A 14,688-nucleotide genomic window follows, 5' to 3' on the forward strand; every position below is an offset into this window, starting at 1 on the left:
ACCGCGTGCGGACATTCGCTGCGTTCAGAGCGTCTGGATCACCTCCTCGGCGGTGAGCCGGGGCAGCCGGTCCTGCCAGGCGTCCGGCCCGGGGTGGCCGATGTTGACCAGCAGCAGCACCTCGTGCCGGCCGTCGGGGAAGAACTCCCGCTGTACCCCGCCGGCGTCGAAGCCGGCCATCGGCCCGGCGGCCAGGCCGGCAGCCCGCACCCCGATCAGGAAGTAGCCGATCTGGAGGGTGGCGTTGAACCGGGCCTGGGCGACCCGGTCCGCCCGGTCGGCCAGCCACTCCCGCGCCTGGGGCCGGTGCGGGAACAGCTCCGGCAGCCGCTCGTGGAAGTCGACGTCGGCGGCGAGCACCGCCACCAGCGGCGCATCGGCCGTCTTGACCCGGTTGCCACTCGACACGTACGGCAGCAGCCGGGTCCGGGCCGCCGTCGACCGGAGCAGCAGCACCCGCAGCGGTTGGCCGTTGAGCGCGGTCGGGCCGTACCTGATCAGCTCGTGGATCGCGGCGACCTGCGCGTCGTCGACCGGTTCGGCGGTGAACGTGTTCGCCGTCCGGGCCGCCCGGAACAGCAGGTCCTGGGCGGCCCGGTCGAGCGCGAGCGGGGGTTCGACGGTGGTCACGCCGGCACCGGCGTGCCGGGGGTGGTGTAGCTGCCCCGGTGGTGGACCAGCGGGTCGCCGTCGATGCCCGGACCGAGCGCGAGCGGTTCGGCGATGACCAGGGTGTGATCGCCGGCCGGCACCCGGTGCACCACCCGGCACAGCAACCTGACCAGCACGCCGTCGAGCAGCGGCACCCCGAACGGGCCGGGCGTCCAGGCCCGGTGCGCGGCGAACCGGTCGATGCCGCTGGTGGCGAAGATCCGGGCCACCCCGGTCTGCCCGGCGCCGAGCAGGTGCACGCCGACGTGCTCGGCGCGGTCCAACACCGGCCAGCTCGACGAGGTGACGCCGAGGCAGAACGACACAAGCGGCGGATCCAGCGACACCGAGGTGAACGAGGTGGCGGTGAAGCCGGCCCGGATCGGCACGAGGTCCCGGCCGCGGCCGGTCGGGTCGGGTCGGCGGGCCACGGCGGTGACCACGGTGACCGTGCTGGCCTGCCGGCGCAGCAGGCTGCGGAACAGGTCGGCGTCGACGGGCAGCAGGTCGGTGGGGCGGGTCGGTGGGGCGGGCGGCAACAGGTCGGCGTCGACGGGCCGGTGGCCGGGGCGCTCGCGCAGGTCGGGGTCGAGCCGGAGCGGGTCGACCGGACGGTCCAGGGTGGTCATGCGGTCACCAGCTCCCGGTCGGTGGCGTAGCGGGAGGCCGGTCGGGGCAGCCCGTAGTGCTCGCGCAGCGTCCGGCCGGTGTACTCGTGGCGGAACAGGCCCCTGGCGCGCAGCAACGGCACCACGTGGTCGACGAAGTCGTCGAGTCCGCTGGGCAGTAGCGGCGGCATGATGTTGAAGCCGTCGGCGGCGCCCTCGGTGAACCACAGTTCGATCTGGTCGGCGACCTGTTCGGGGGTGCCGGCCACCACCCGGTGCCCGCGTCCGCCGCCGAGCCGGCCGATCAGCTGCCGGATGGTCAGCCGCTCCCGCCGGGCCAGGTCGACGACGAGCTGGTAGCGGCTCTGGTGCGACTGCACGCTTGTCGCGTCGGGCAACTCCGGCAGCGGGCCGTCCAACGGCAGACCGGTGAGGTCGACGCCGGTCATCCCGGACAGTTGCGCCAGGGCGTGCTCGGGGACGATCAGCGCCTCCAGCTCGTCGGCGAGCCTCCGCGCCTCGGCCTCGGTGCCGCCGAGCACCGGGGCGATCCCGGGCAGCACCTTCACCAGTTCCGGGTCGCGGCCGGCGGCGACCGCCGCCTGCTTCAGTGCGGCGTAGAACCGCTGCCCGTCGGCGAGGGTCTGCTGGGCGGTGAAGACCGCCTCGGCGTACCGGCCTGCGAAGGTGACCCCGTCCGGGGAGGAGCCGGCCTGCACCAGCAGGGGTCGACCCTGCGGCGGACGCGGGGTGTTCAGCGGGCCGCGTACCCGGAACCGCTCACCGACGTGGCCGACCTCGTGCACCCGGTCGGTGTCGGCGAAGATCCCGGCGGCCGGGTCGAGGACCAGCGCGTCGTCCTCCCAGCTGTCCCAGAGCTTCACCGCCACGTCGACGAACTCGGCGGCCCGCCGGTACCGGTCGGCGTGCGCCGGGTGGTCGTCCAGGTTGAAGTTCCAGGCCTCCCGCGCCTGGGCGGAGGTGACGATGTTCCAGCCGGCCCGGCCGCCGCTGAGATGGTCCAGCGAGGCGAACTTGCGGGCCAGGTTGTACGGCTCGTTGTAGCTGGTGGAGACCGTGGCGATCAGGCCGACGTGGGTGGTGACGGTGGCCAGCGCGGCGAGCAGGGTCAGCGGCTCGAAGACGGCCTGGATGTTGTGCCGGACGGCCGGGCCGACGGCGAGCGAGTCGGCGAGGAAGACCGAGTCGAGGGTGCCCCGCTCGGCGGTACGGGCCAGCTCCTGGAAGTGTCGCAGGTCGGTGACCCGACGCGGGTCGGTACGCGGGTGCCGCCAGGCCGCCTCGTGGTGGCCGACGCCGAGCAGGAAGGCGTTGAGGTGCAGGGTGCGGGTCATGGGTGTCCGTCCTATCCGGCGGTGACGTCGACGCGCCAGGTGGAGAAGCGGCGTTCGACGATGACGAGAAGCTGGTTCACGACCAGTCCGATGGCAGAGATGGTGATGATCCCGGCGTACATGTCGGGGATGGCGAAGTTGTACTGGGCGTAGTTGATCAGGTAGCCCAGCCCGGCCTTGGCGCCGACCATCTCGGCGGCGACGAGCACCAGGATCGAGTAGGCCCCGGCGAGCCGGACGCCGGTGAAGACGGTCGGCACGGCCGCCGGCAGGATCACCTTCTGGAACAGCCGCAGGTGGTCCAGGCCCATCGACCGGGCCGAGCGCACCAGCAGCGGGTCGACGCCCTTCACCCCGGCGATGGTGTTCAGCAGGATCGGCCAGGAGCAGGCGTAGACGACCAGGGCGATCTTGGAGGTCTCCCCCAGCCCGAGGATCAGCACGAAGACCGGCAGCAGGGCCAGCGCGGCGGTGTTGCGGAACACCTCCAGCAGCGGACTGAGCAGCTCCGCGAGGGGGCGGTACCAGCCGATCAGCAGGCCGAGCGGGATGGCGGTGAGCACCGCCAGGCCGAGCCCGGTCAGCGACCGGGTCAGGCTGGCACCGACGTGGTCGGCGAGTTGCCCGCTGGTCAGCAGCGCCCACCAGGCGACGAGCACCTCCGACAGCGGCGGCAGGAAGACCCGGTCGACCAGCCCGGCCCGGGGTGCGGTCTCCCAGATCGCGGCCAGCGCCAGCAGCGCGGCGGTGCGGTGCAGCACCCGCCCAGAGAGGCCGGCGAGCCGGGCGAACGGACCGGACCGGGCGACGGTGGGCACCGCCGGGGGTACGACGGCCGGCGGGGCCAGTCGGACGGGACGGTCGGCGATGTCAACCAACGCGGGCCTCCTCGGTGTCGACGGTGGACGTCCCGACCGGGACGGCAGTGGACGCCCCGGCCGAGGTGGCGGTGGACGCCGCGACGGGGGCGGCGGAGCGGCCGGGCCACCGGCGGCGGGTGGGCCGGGTGGGGCGGTCGGGGCGGCGTTCGGTGGACTGGGCGGCGCGTACCTCGTCGCGCAACGACGTCCAGATGTGGTGCCTGTGGTGCCGGAAGGCGTCGGAGGAGCGCACGTCGTCGACCGCGCCCCGGTCACCCAGCTCGATCTCGACGACCTGCTTGATCCGCCCCGGGCGGGAGGTCATCACGGCGACCCGTCGGCCGAGGTAGACGGCCTCGTCGATGCCGTGGGTGATGAAGACGATCGTCTTGCCGGTGGCCTGCCAGATCCGCACCAGCTCGTCCTGGAGCGAGTCGCGGGTCTGCGCGTCCAGGGCGGCGAACGGCTCGTCCATCAGCAGGATGTCCGGGTCGTACGCGAGACTGCGGGCGATCGCCACCCGCTGCTTCATGCCCCCGGACAGCTCGTGCGGGTAGTGCGCGGCGAACCCGCTCAGCCCGACCAGTTCCAGGTGGTGGGCGACCAGGTCGGCGCGTTCGGCGCGGGGCACCCCCTTGGCCTCCAGTCCGAAGGCGACGTTGCCGGCGGCGGTGCGCCAGGGCAGCAGGGCGTACTGCTGGAAGACGATGCCCCGGTCGAGGCCGGGGCCGGTGACCGGCCGGCCGTCGACGAGGACCTGACCGGAGGTGGGCCGGGACAGGCCGCCGAGCAGGTCGAGCAGGGTGGACTTGCCGCAGCCGCTGGGGCCGACGACGACCAGGAACTCGCCGGGGCGTACCCCGAGGGTGAGCTGGTCCAGGGCGGTGACCGCGCCGGTGGGCGCACGCCGCCCGGCACGGACGTCGAAGGTCTTGGTGACCCGGTCGAAGAGGACCTTGTCGGTGCTCACGCGGCACCCCCACCGGAGGCGAACGGGTTGTAGTCGTTGGTGTAGATGTCACCGGGCTTCGGCCGGTCGCCCTTGAGCTCACCGGCGTCGGCGAGCCAGTCGATCCAGGTGGTGAACTCCCGGTCGGTGATCACACCGCCCCTGCCGGCGACGCCGCTGCTCTTCCAGAGGCGCACCAGGGACGGGTCCTCGTTGCGGCCCCGCTTGGCGATGATCTGTTCGAGCCGGGTCACCACGGTCTCCCGGGGCTGGGTCCGGGCCCACTCGACGGCCCGGCCGACCCCGCCGACGAACGCCTTGACGGTCTCCGGGTTGCGCCTGATGAAGTCGTCGCGGAACACGTAGGCGCCGGCGCTGAACGCACCGAGCAGTTCGTAGTCGGTGAAGACGGTACGGATTCCGCCGTTGGCGACGGCCTTGTCGCGGATGACGCCACCGAGCACCGCGACGTCGATCTGCCGGGCGCGCAGCGACTGCTCGGTGTTGACGGGGGGCAATGCGACAAGCTCGACCCTGGCGATCTCGGGGGCGGTCAGGCCCCCCTTGACCAGCCAGGTCTTGAGCACCGCCTCGGCGTGCGCGCCAAGGGTGTTCATGCCGACCTTGCGGCCGATCAGGTCGCGCGGGCCCTTGATCGGGCTGTCGGAGAGGACGTAGTAGCCCTGGAAGGTCTGCGCGTCGGAGCCGTAGTAGCTGACCACGGCGGTGATCGGGGCGCCCGCGGTGGCGAGCTTGACGATCGCGCCGTTGAACGCGCCACCGAAGTCGCTCTGCCCGGTGGCGGTGGCCTGGATGTCGGCCGGACCTCCTGTGACGTTGCCGATCCAGTCGAGGCGTACGTCGCCGAGGTAGCCGAGGTCGGCGGCGAGTTCGGGGAGGGTGACCTGGCCGACGGAGCCCTGGTAGCGCAGGGTCGTGGTCTGTCCGGCCGCCTCGGCGTCGGTGCCGCAGGCGGTGGCGGCGGTCAGGGTGAGCAGGGCCGCGACGGCGGCGAGGGTACGACGAAGTGGGGACATGGAAGTCTCCTGATCTGGTGCACGGTAGGGGCCGCGCGGCGCGCGGAGGTACGCCGCAGCGCCCGGCGTCGGGCCGTCGTGGGCCGGGCCGGTCGGTGCGGCGGTGCGGGTGAAGAAGGTGACGGGACGCGGACGGGCGTCAGCTCAACAGAGCGCGCTCGCGTGCCGGACCAGGTCGACGTGCACGCGGGCGGTGAGGTGGAGCTCGTCCCGCTGCGACATGACCTCATGGTGCCGGCCGCCGGGCGGCCCGGTCAACGCCCTTCCAGAAGATGAGACTGGGATCTGGATCCCAGCTCCGTAATGCGCTCACCTGGGTTTATCAGTCCGTAACACCTATCGAGTTTATAGAGATTCACGGCACCGTCCAGCTCGGACGGGAGCAGGTTTCGGATTTCGTGGATGTGGGCATCTATCGGGCCGAGACGACAACGACGACAGGGAACGCGAAGGGAGCGCCACGATGGGTCTGATGTTCCGCAAGCGCAAGAAGTACGGGCCGATCATCCTGAACTTCACCGAGAACGGCTTCTCCTCGTGGAGCATCAAGATCGGTCGCTGGTCCTGGAACTCCCGGGCCAAGGCGCACCGCGTCGACCTGCCTGGTCCGCTGTCCTGGAAGCAGGACAAGTCCCGGGCCTGATAGCCCTTCCTCGATCGGGGTGCCGGTGGTTCACCGGCACCCCGATCGTCGTCTGTGCGCCCGACGTCCTCCGCGAACCCGACCCGGCACCGGCCGGGTTCGCCCGTTCGCCGGATCGGGGCCGCCGCGACGGCGCAGAATCTCCGCATGGCACGCGACGACGCAAGCTACGCGCGGGCGCGACGGCACACCCTGGCGGCCTGCGTCCTGCTGCTGGCCAGCTACTTCCTGATTCCGTTGGAACCCGATCCGAACGGCCTACGGCTGACCCTGCGGGCGGTGGGCACCCTGCTGCTGATCGCCGTGGTCACCTTCCTGGTCACCCGCCAGGTGGGCCGGCAGCTCGGCAACCGCGCACCCGTCGGCGGGAACGAGGTCCGGTCGTTGAGCCGGCTGGTGGTGGCGCTGGTCGCCGGGCTGCTCGCCTTCGCGGTGGCCGACTACGTGGTGGCCGGTAGCGGGTCGGAGCAGTTCTCCGGGTTGCGTACCCGGTTGGACGCGCTCTACTTCGCGCTGACCACCCTGACCACGATCGGCTACGGCGACGTACACCCCCAGGGACAGCTCGCCAAGGCGATCGTCTGCGTGCAGATGGTGTTCAGCATCGGGGTGATCGCCACCGGGGCGTCCATCGTGGTCAAACAGTTGACCGACCGACCGGGGCGGGACCGCCACTGATCAGCACGTCCCCGCCGAGCCGCCCGTGCTCCGGCTCCCGGGTGACCGCGCCGACCGCCAGCAACTCGGCGAGCGCGCGCCCGGCGTCCACGGCCCGGTACGCCGTCGCGGTCAGCGCGTGCCGACGCAGCTCGGTCACCGTACGCGGGCCGTGGCGGGCCAACTCGGCAAGCAGTTCGCCGCGCAGCGGACCGGCCGCCGGTGGGCCGGCGACGTCGAGCAGCCCGCCGGCCGGGTCGCGGTAGCGGACCGCACCGGACCCGCCGGCGGAGTCGGCAACGGACCCGCCACCGGATCCGTCGGCGGACCCATCACCGGAACCGTCGGCGGTCCAGAGTGCTTCCTTGAAGGCTTCCAGGCTCTTGTCCAGCCCGGTGCCGAAGGCGACCAGTCGGGCCGGTGACCCGTCGGCGGGGACCAGCTCGACCTCGGCGACCAGGGGGAACCCGGCAGCGGTCAGGGCCGGCCGCAGGGCGGTGGACCCGGCGGCGGTGAGCAGCACCTCGGCCGGTCGACCGGTGGCCGTGGCGGCCAGCAGCGCCGGGTCGGGTGCCGCGCCGTCGACCAGGGTGAGCAGCGGTGCGCCGGCCGCGCCGGCCGCCTTGAGCACCACCGGCAGCCGGGCCGGGTCGCCGGGCACCACGTGCACCGCCACGTCGGCCGGGAGGGTGGCCTCGACGGCACCGAGCCGGGCGGGCAGTTCGGGACCGCCACCGGCGAGCACCAGCACGGTGAGCCGGCGGCCCCGGAGCCGGTCGGCGAAGCCGGCCACCACCCGCAGGGCCGCCTCGGCGGTGCCGGGGTCACCGGCGTACGACAACGCGAGGGTGGCCCGTCGGGAGCGGTGCAGGGCCCCCGGCAGCCAGTGGTCGAGCTGGCGGACGAGCAGCTCCCGCAGGACGGCGTCGATCGGCATCCTGTCGTTCTACCGTACGGCGGTTCAGGCCGGGACGGAGATCCCCACCCCGCCCCGGGTCTGGCCGCCGTAGCGGGCCCGTTCGCGGTCGAGGTCGAGCCGGCCGATCCGCTTGCGGGCGGCGAGGGCGTCCTCGTCGAGCTGGTCGGCCGGGACGATCCAGACGATCTCGAACTCCAGCCCGTCGGGGTCACGGCCGTAGAGGCTCTTGGTGGTGCCGTGGTCGGAGGTGCCGACCAGGGCGTCCGCGGCGGCCAGTCGCTGCGCGGTGACAGCCAGCTCGTCGAGGGTGTCCAGCTCCCAGGCCAGGTGGTAGAGGCCGACGGTGGCCCGGCCGGCCTGCGAGCGGCCGGCGGCCGCGCCGATCTCGAACAGGCCGAGGTCGTGGTCGTTCGTCGAGTCGGGGGCCTGGAGGAAGGCCGCGCCCCGGAACCCGTCCGGAGTCATCGGCACCGGGCGGAAGCCCAGCACGTCGCGGTAGAAGTCGATGCTGCGGCGCAGGTCGGAGACGTAGAGCACGGCGTGGTTGAGGCGATGGATTCCCATGCCGTCCACGGTAGCGCGCTTTGGTTGAGCGTTCAACCATTCCGGTTATGATGACCGTCATGACCCGCTGGCTGAGCCCCGACGAACAGCAGACCTGGCGCGCCTTCCTGGCCGCCTCCCGGGCGCTGACCGACACCCTCGACCGCGAGCTGCAACGCGACGCCGGAATGCCGCACGCCTACTACGAGATCCTGGTCCGGCTCTCCGAGGTCCCCGGCCGGCGGCTGCGGATGAGCGAGCTGGCCGACCTCACCGGCTCGTCGCGCAGCCGGCTCTCGCACGCCGTCGCCCGGCTGGAGACCACCGGCTGGGTCCGCCGCGAGGAGTGCCCCACCGACCGGCGCGGCCAGATCGCCGTCCTCACCGACGCCGGTTTCGCGGCCCTGGCCGCTGCGGCGCCCGGCCACGTCGAGGGGGTACGCCGCCACCTGTTCGACGCGCTCAGCCCGGCCCAGGTCGACCAGCTACGCCGGATCAGCGAAACCCTGGTCGCCCACCTGACCGGTTCTTGACCAAGTTGCCTACCGGCAAGGGTTGTACTAACCGTCGCCGGCCAAGCACGATGGGGCGTGTCTTCCGGCTTCGGTGAACTGACCCTCCAGGCGCAGCACCTGGTGTCCGCCGGCGACCTGGCCGGTGCCCAGCGTCTGCTCGCCGACGCGCTGACCGACGCGGATCCCCGCCCCGACCACGCCTCCCCCGAGTTGACCGAGGCCGCCGGGCTCCAGGCCCGGCTGCTGGTCACCCTCGGTGAGCCGCACTCGGCACGAGGCTGGGCCGCCTTCGCGTACGCGGCGTCGAGCCGGTTGTACGGCATTTCCGACCAGCGGACCATCTCGGCGGCGGCCACCCTGGCGGCGGTGCTGCACCGGGTCGGCAGCGACGTCCGTGCCGCCCGGCTCTACTCCGAGGTGATCCTGGAGCTGACCGCGCACGACGGCCCCGAGTCGCTGCGGGTGCTCGCCGCGCACGCCGACCTGGCCACCGTGGAGTATGCCCGGGGTCAGTGCGCCCAGGCCCGCGAACGTCTGCAGGACGCCTGGGAGCTGCACCGCGAGGTCTACGGCGACGGGCACGCCAGCGGGATCAAGATGCTCGCCCGGCTCGGCGCGATGCAACGCGACTGCGGCCGGTTCGACGAGGCCCACGACAACCTCGCCCTCGCCCGCGAGCTGGCCCGCCAGCACCTGGCCGCCGACGACCCGCTGGCCCGGCAGGTGGCCGCGCTGGCCCGGGCCGCCGCCGACCCGGACCACGTCTGCGACGACGAGCCCACCCCGGAACGCGACGCACCTGTGGTGCCGGCCGCCCGCACCCCGCCACCCGCCGAGGGGCCACCGGACCTACCGGCTTGGTCGGCCGGGGCGGTGCCACCCGACGAGCCCTACCCGCCGACGGTGCCCGGCCAGCGGCTTCCCGCCGAGGACACCGGTTACCCGCAGGGCACCGGACGGCCACGCCCCTTCGACCACCCGGGCAGCTTCGCAGCGCCCGGCCACCCGACCCCCACCGGCTATCCCACCCCCGACAGCAACCCGGCAGCAGGCGGCTACCCCGCCGGCAGCAGCTATCCGGCCGGGTCCGACTACCCGGCCGGATCGGACCAGGTCGGGAACGACGGTCACTGGTCGTCCGGCAGCGGCTACCCGGCCGGGTCCGACCAGGTCGGGGACGGCGGGCACTGGTCGTCCGGGTCGGCGGCCGCCGGGATGGCCGGGCCCGGGGCAACCGGCGGTGGGCGGGAATACCGTTACGCCCCGCCGCCGACGCAGGGCCACCCCGACGAGGAGGCCCCGGGGGTACGCCGGATCGGGCCGCCGACCCCGACGGTGGACCCGTCCCGGCTGCTGCCCGTGCTGGTGCCCCGCAGACACGCCCCGCCCCCACGCCGCCCGGGTGCCGTACCACTTGTGGCGGCCGGGGTCGCGGTGATGCTGCTCGGCGCCGTCGCGGTGATCGCCGGAGTGTCCGGGGTGGGTGGCTCGGGCGACCCGCAGCCCGTCGTACCGAGCAGTCCCGTGGCCACCCCGACCGCCGCCGGTACGCCGAACGCCGCGCCGCCCGCCTCGCCCGGTACCCCGCCGGGGCGGGTGACGCTCCGCGACCGGCCCGACGGCATCGCGCTGACCTGGACGTACCCGGCCGGTGGCGAGGGCCCGGTGGTCCTCTCCGCCGGGCAGGCCGGGCAGGACCCGCGCCCGTTCGAAACCCTGCCGCCCGGCACGGACAGCTTCGTCGTGCACGGTCTGGACCGCACCACCAACTACTGCTTCACCGTCGCCGTGGTCTGGTCCACCGACGTGGTGGCGCGGGCGAAACGGGTCTGCACCACCCGCCGCTGACCCCCACCCCACCCTGCCCCACCCCGCCCACCCCCACCCTGCCCCGCCCTGCCCCGCCCCGTCCCGCCCCGCCCTGCCTCCGTTGATCAAGAGGTTCACGCCACCCACAACGCAATTCTTGACGTAAACCCCTTGATCACCGCCTCAACCACCCCACTCGCTCGGGTGATCAAGAGGTTTACGTCAGGTGGGGCAGGTGGGGTGACGTAAACCTCTTGATCAACTCGGGCGGACGGGCGGACGGGCGGACGGGCGGACGGGCGGACGGGCGGACGGGCGGGCCCACTGCACCGTCCGGGGCGCCACGCTTGCCTGGCAGCGCTCAGGCCACGCCGCGCCGCGCCGCGCGGGTCACGCCGAGGCGCGGCGACGGTTCAGTCGGGGTCCGGCAGGATCGGTAGGCGTAGCCGGACCAGCAGGCCGGGGTCGGCGTCGGCGAGTTCGACCGTGCCACCGCTCCGACGGACCAGCTCCCCGACGATGGCAAGGCCGAGCCCGGCACCGCCCGCGTCCCGGGCACGGCCCTCGTCCAACCGGGTGAACCGGCGGAACACCCGCTCCCGGTCCGCGACCGGGATGCCCGGCCCGTCGTCGGTCACCGTCACCAGGTGGTACGCCCCGTCCACCGCCGGCTCGACCGCCAGCACGACCCGGGTACGGGCGTGCCGGACGGCGTTGTCGACCAGGTTCCCCAACACCCGCCGCAGTTCGTCCGGAACACCTACCGTCCACGCCGACCCCGACTCCGCAGCGACGGTGACGACCGGCGACACCGACGGACCACCAACATCCGACGACACGGACGCAGCGGTGAGGGCCGACGGCACGGACGGACCGGTGACAGCCGGCGACACGGACGGACCACCGACAGCCGGCGACACGGACGTAGCGGTGAGGGCCTGCGGTGCGGGCGTCGCGGTGGCGGCGACCGGGGGGCTCGGCCAGCGGGCGGCCAGCTCGGCGAGCAGTCCGCCCAGTTCCACCGGTTCCGCCTCGCGTGGGGGGCCGGCCCGCTGCGCCGGCTGCTCGTCGAGCCGGGCCAGCAGCAGCAGGTCGTCGACGAGCCGGCCCAGCCGCTCGGTGTCGGCGAGCAGGTCGGCGGCGACCGCAGGCCAGTCGGACCGCTCACCGAGACGCTGGGCCACCTCCAGCTCGGTACGCATGTTCGTCAACGGGCTACGCAGCTCGTGCGCCGCGTCGGCGAGGAACGCCCGCTGCCGGGCACGGGCCGCCGCCAACCGGTCCAGCATGTCGTTCAGGGTGACCGCCAGCCGGTGGATCTCGTCCTGCGAGGCGGGCACCGGCAGCCGGTCGGCCGCGTCCCGGCCGGTGATCTCGGCGGCCCCGCTGCGCAACGCCTCGACCGGGCGCAGGGTAGCCCCGACCACCCGCCAGGCGACCACCGCGAGCAGCGCCACCAACAGCGGAAAGGCGACCAGCAGCACCGTCCGGGCGGCCTGGGTGGCGTGTCGGACGTCCACCGTGGAGCGACCCACCAGCACGGTCAACGGCTCTCCCGCCGCCTGGGCCGGCACCGCCACCACCCGCACCGGCCCCTCCCAGCCGAGCCGCTGGCCGGGCACCACCGTCCGCCGCCGGCCGTCCCCGGCGAGCTGGCCGGGGCGGACCATGGGCACCAGCCGGTCCGCGTCGATGGAGGCGGCCCGGATCCGTCCGGCCGAGTCGACCACCTGCACCCGCAACTGCCCGCCGGCCACCGGCAGCGGATCAGGCAGGGCATCCTCACCGGCCAGCCGGGCGACCGCGTCGGCCGTCCGGAACGCCTCCTCGTCGACTGTGCGTTGCAGCGTCCAGCCCAGCGCCACCAGCAGCACCACCCCGCCCAGGGCCAGCCCCACCGAGAGCCCCGCCACCCCGAGCACCATCAGCCGGGCGCGCAGGCCCAGCACCGGCCAGCGGGGGCGTCTCACGGGCTCAGCCGGTAGCCGGCGCCCCGGACGGTCTCCAACCGGTCCCGGCCGATCTTGCGGCGCAGGTAACCGACGTAGACCTCGACCGCGTTCGGGGCGGTCCGCATGCTGGCGTCCCAGACGTGATCCAGCAGCTCGGTCTTGGAGATCACCTCGCCGGGCCGGCGGATCAGGTACTCCAGCAGGGCGAATTCCCGGGCGGTGAGCACCACCTCGGCGTCGGCCCGGGTGACCCGTCGGCGGGCCGGGTCCAGCCGCAGATCACCGACGGCGAGCACGGTCGGCCGTTCCGGGGCGCCCCGCCGCAGCAGCGCCCGCAGCCGGGCCAGCAGCACCACGTACGAGAAGGGCTTGGTCAGGTAGTCGTCCGCCCCGCAGTCCAACCCGTCGGCCTGGTCGTACTCGCCGTCCTTGGCGGAGAGCATCAGCACCGGCAGCCAGTGCTCGTCGGCGCGCAACCGGCGGACCACCTCGTAGCCGGACAGGCCGGGGAGCATCACGTCGAGGATCATCGCGTCGTAACCGCCGTGCCGGGCGGCATCCAACCCGGTCGGCCCGGTGCCCGCGGTGTCCACCACGAACCCCTCGGCGGTCAGGCCCCGCTGCAGCGCCGCCGCCAGCCGCGCCTCGTCCTCCACCACCAGCACCCGCATAACCCCAGCCTGCCACCCCGACGCGAGCGACCGGGAGGCCGTCCTCAGCCGGTTCACAGCACCGGACCGGCAGGATGGCCCCAGGAGGTGTCGTCATGTCCTTACTGAAAAACCGTTCCACCCTGCGGTGGCTGGTGCCGCTGGCCGCCGCGGTCACCGTCGTCGGCGGAGGTGCCGCGATCGGCACGTTCGCGGCGAACGCCGAACCCGCCCTGCCCCCGCGCAGCGCCGCCCAGCTTCTCGTCGACCTGCAGACCGCCCGGCTGGACGGGCTGTCCGGCACGGTGGTGCAGCGCGCCGATCTCGGGCTGCCGCCGCTGGCCGGGCTGGCCGGTGGGGATGCCGCGCTGCTCACCGGCACGCACACCCTTCGGGTCTGGTACTCCGGGCCGGACCGGCAGCGGGTCGCGCTGCTCGACACCCTCGGCGAGCGGGACGTCGTCCGCTCCGGCCGGGACGTGTGGACCTGGGACAGCAAGGCCAACACCGCGACGCACCGCACCCTGCCGGAGTCGACCGGGCGGGCGGCGGAGGGCGCGTTGCCGGTCACCCCGAAGGAGGCCGCCGAACGGGCCCTGGCCGCCGTCGACCCGAGCACGCTGGTCACCACCGGCCGGTCGGCCACCGTCGCCGGTCGGGACGCGTACGAGTTGGTGCTCACCCCGCGTGACCAGGCGTCCCTGGTGCACCAGGTGCGGATCGCCATCGACGCGACCGAGCACGTGCCGTTGCGGTTCGAGGTGCTCGCCGACGGTGCCGACCAGCCGGCCTTCGAGCTGGCCTTCACCCAGGTCGACTACCGGCGGCCGGACGCCGACCAGTTCACCTTCAACCCGCCGCCCGGGGTGAAGGTGACTGAGGCGACCGGTGACCGCCCGGGGCCGAAGGCCGGCGCGCACCCGAAGGCGGGGGCCGGGAAGCCCGACGCGGCGCAGCGGCCCGACGCGGACGGCGACGCCGGTCTGCGTACCGTCGGGACCGGCTGGACCACGGTGCTGGTGGCGCGGACGGACGCGGCGGACGCGGCGCGGACCCCGGCCGGCGGTGCGGCGAAGCCCGGACCGGGTGACGGTCCCGGCGCGGCCCAGGCCCTCGACCTGCTCAACGGGTTGCCGAAGGTCAGCGGGGACTGGGGCAGCGGCCGGTTGTTCAGCGCGAAGCTGTTCAGCGTGCTGCTCACCGACGACGGACGGGTGCTCGCCGGAGCGGTGACGCCGGAGCGGCTCTACCAGGCCGCGCGCGACTGATCATCCCGTACGCGACGACCCTCGGGGGTCCGGGCCGGCGAAAGCCGGTGCGGGCCCCCGAGGGCTGTCCGGCCCCGCGCTGCCTGTCCCGGCCCCACCCCGGTACTCGGTGGAGGGGTGCGGCGCAGGCAGCGGCGGTGCCAGGCAGCGGCGTGGGAGTGTGACGAGGGTCGGGAACGGGCGCAGGCTTGGTACGGACGGCCGCAGGCGGTATCTTAAGCAGTTCCCGAAACAAAAGAAGGAATGACCAGAAGGCCATTCCAGAAGCAATT

At 73.7% G+C, this 14,688-nt stretch carries 15 protein-coding genes and 2 pseudogenes; 5 read left to right on the forward strand and 12 right to left on the reverse strand.

Annotation, left to right across the window (positions count from 1 at the left end):
* Nucleotides 1-24: 24 nt before the first annotated feature.
* The 7 genes from OHQ87_RS15555 to OHQ87_RS31370 form a co-directional block, all read right to left on the reverse strand.
* The gene (locus OHQ87_RS15555) at nucleotides 25-630 is read right to left on the reverse strand and encodes a malonic semialdehyde reductase (RefSeq protein ID WP_328338521.1); all 606 of its coding nucleotides are present in this window, start codon (nucleotides 628-630) and stop codon (nucleotides 25-27) included.
* Nucleotides 627-1,280 carry a flavin reductase family protein gene (locus OHQ87_RS15560; protein WP_328338523.1) on the reverse strand — a complete coding sequence of 218 codons (654 nt, stop codon included), beginning with the start codon at nucleotides 1,278-1,280 and terminating at the stop codon, nucleotides 627-629. The genes OHQ87_RS15555 and OHQ87_RS15560 overlap by 4 nt, the downstream gene beginning before the upstream one ends.
* Nucleotides 1,277-2,614 (reverse strand): LLM class flavin-dependent oxidoreductase, encoded by a 1,338-nt coding sequence (locus tag OHQ87_RS15565; protein WP_328338525.1) that lies wholly within the window; start codon nucleotides 2,612-2,614, stop codon nucleotides 1,277-1,279. The genes OHQ87_RS15560 and OHQ87_RS15565 overlap by 4 nt, the downstream gene beginning before the upstream one ends.
* An 11-nt stretch (nucleotides 2,615-2,625) precedes the next feature.
* Complete coding sequence (locus OHQ87_RS15570) at nucleotides 2,626-3,492, reverse strand: ABC transporter permease (RefSeq protein ID WP_328338527.1); 867 nt, start codon at nucleotides 3,490-3,492, stop codon at nucleotides 2,626-2,628.
* On the reverse strand, nucleotides 3,485-4,444 hold the full coding sequence (locus tag OHQ87_RS15575; RefSeq protein WP_328338529.1) for an ABC transporter ATP-binding protein: 960 nt from the start codon (nucleotides 4,442-4,444) through the stop codon (nucleotides 3,485-3,487). Before OHQ87_RS15575 ends, OHQ87_RS15570 begins: the two co-directional genes overlap by 8 nt.
* Entirely contained in the window at nucleotides 4,441-5,460 is a 1,020-nt protein-coding gene (locus OHQ87_RS15580; protein ID WP_328338531.1) for an ABC transporter substrate-binding protein, read from the reverse strand. The genes OHQ87_RS15575 and OHQ87_RS15580 overlap by 4 nt, the downstream gene beginning before the upstream one ends.
* A 144-nt stretch (nucleotides 5,461-5,604) precedes the next feature.
* Nucleotides 5,605-5,682, reverse strand: coding sequence for a putative leader peptide (locus OHQ87_RS31370; protein ID WP_350938629.1), 78 nt, complete (start codon nucleotides 5,680-5,682; stop codon nucleotides 5,605-5,607).
* Nucleotides 5,683-5,923: 241 nt separating this feature from the next.
* Between OHQ87_RS31370 and OHQ87_RS15585 the strand changes: the two genes are divergently transcribed.
* Complete coding sequence (locus OHQ87_RS15585; protein WP_007075522.1) at nucleotides 5,924-6,103, forward strand: DUF4236 domain-containing protein; 180 nt, start codon at nucleotides 5,924-5,926, stop codon at nucleotides 6,101-6,103.
* 147 nt (nucleotides 6,104-6,250) lie between these two features.
* Nucleotides 6,251-6,781 carry a potassium channel family protein gene (locus OHQ87_RS15590; protein ID WP_328338538.1) on the forward strand — a complete coding sequence of 177 codons (531 nt, stop codon included), beginning with the start codon at nucleotides 6,251-6,253 and terminating at the stop codon, nucleotides 6,779-6,781.
* Here OHQ87_RS15590 and OHQ87_RS15595 read toward each other — a convergent pair.
* Together OHQ87_RS15595 and OHQ87_RS15600 are read right to left on the reverse strand one after the other, a co-directional pair.
* A complete protein-coding gene (locus OHQ87_RS15595; RefSeq protein WP_328348865.1) occupies nucleotides 6,741-7,691 on the reverse strand; it encodes a hypothetical protein in 951 nt (316 codons plus the stop codon). The two genes, OHQ87_RS15590 and OHQ87_RS15595, sit on opposite strands and share 41 nt — an antisense overlap.
* A gap of 30 nt (nucleotides 7,692-7,721) precedes the next feature.
* Nucleotides 7,722-8,243, reverse strand: coding sequence for a VOC family protein (locus tag OHQ87_RS15600; protein ID WP_328338540.1), 522 nt, complete (start codon nucleotides 8,241-8,243; stop codon nucleotides 7,722-7,724).
* 50 nt (nucleotides 8,244-8,293) lie between these two features.
* On the opposite strand from OHQ87_RS15600, the gene OHQ87_RS15605 reads away from it, so the two are divergent.
* Complete coding sequence (locus OHQ87_RS15605) at nucleotides 8,294-8,755, forward strand: MarR family winged helix-turn-helix transcriptional regulator (protein WP_328348866.1); 462 nt, start codon at nucleotides 8,294-8,296, stop codon at nucleotides 8,753-8,755.
* 57 nt (nucleotides 8,756-8,812) lie between these two features.
* Nucleotides 8,813-10,585 (forward strand): tetratricopeptide repeat protein, encoded by a 1,773-nt coding sequence (locus tag OHQ87_RS15610; RefSeq protein ID WP_328338542.1) that lies wholly within the window; start codon nucleotides 8,813-8,815, stop codon nucleotides 10,583-10,585.
* A gap of 374 nt (nucleotides 10,586-10,959) precedes the next feature.
* Here OHQ87_RS15610 and OHQ87_RS31375 read toward each other — a convergent pair.
* The 3 genes and pseudogenes from OHQ87_RS31375 to OHQ87_RS15620 form a co-directional block, all read right to left on the reverse strand.
* Nucleotides 10,960-11,316 (reverse strand): annotated as a pseudogene (locus OHQ87_RS31375) (ATP-binding protein); the annotation flags it as partial.
* Between the two features lie 171 nt (nucleotides 11,317-11,487).
* A pseudogene (locus OHQ87_RS31380) lies at nucleotides 11,488-12,471 on the reverse strand (histidine kinase dimerization/phospho-acceptor domain-containing protein); the annotation flags it as partial.
* A gap of 41 nt (nucleotides 12,472-12,512) precedes the next feature.
* Nucleotides 12,513-13,169, reverse strand: a complete 657-nt coding sequence (locus OHQ87_RS15620; RefSeq protein WP_328338545.1) for a response regulator transcription factor — start codon at nucleotides 13,167-13,169, stop codon at nucleotides 12,513-12,515.
* Between the two features lie 95 nt (nucleotides 13,170-13,264).
* On the opposite strand from OHQ87_RS15620, the gene OHQ87_RS15625 reads away from it, so the two are divergent.
* Nucleotides 13,265-14,416, forward strand: coding sequence for a LolA family protein (locus OHQ87_RS15625; RefSeq protein WP_328338547.1), 1,152 nt, complete (start codon nucleotides 13,265-13,267; stop codon nucleotides 14,414-14,416).
* The last annotated feature ends 272 nt before the right edge of the window (nucleotides 14,417-14,688 follow it).

The sequence above is a fragment of the Micromonospora sp. NBC_00421 genome (genome assembly GCF_036017915.1).
Taxonomy (GTDB): domain Bacteria; phylum Actinomycetota; class Actinomycetes; order Mycobacteriales; family Micromonosporaceae; genus Micromonospora.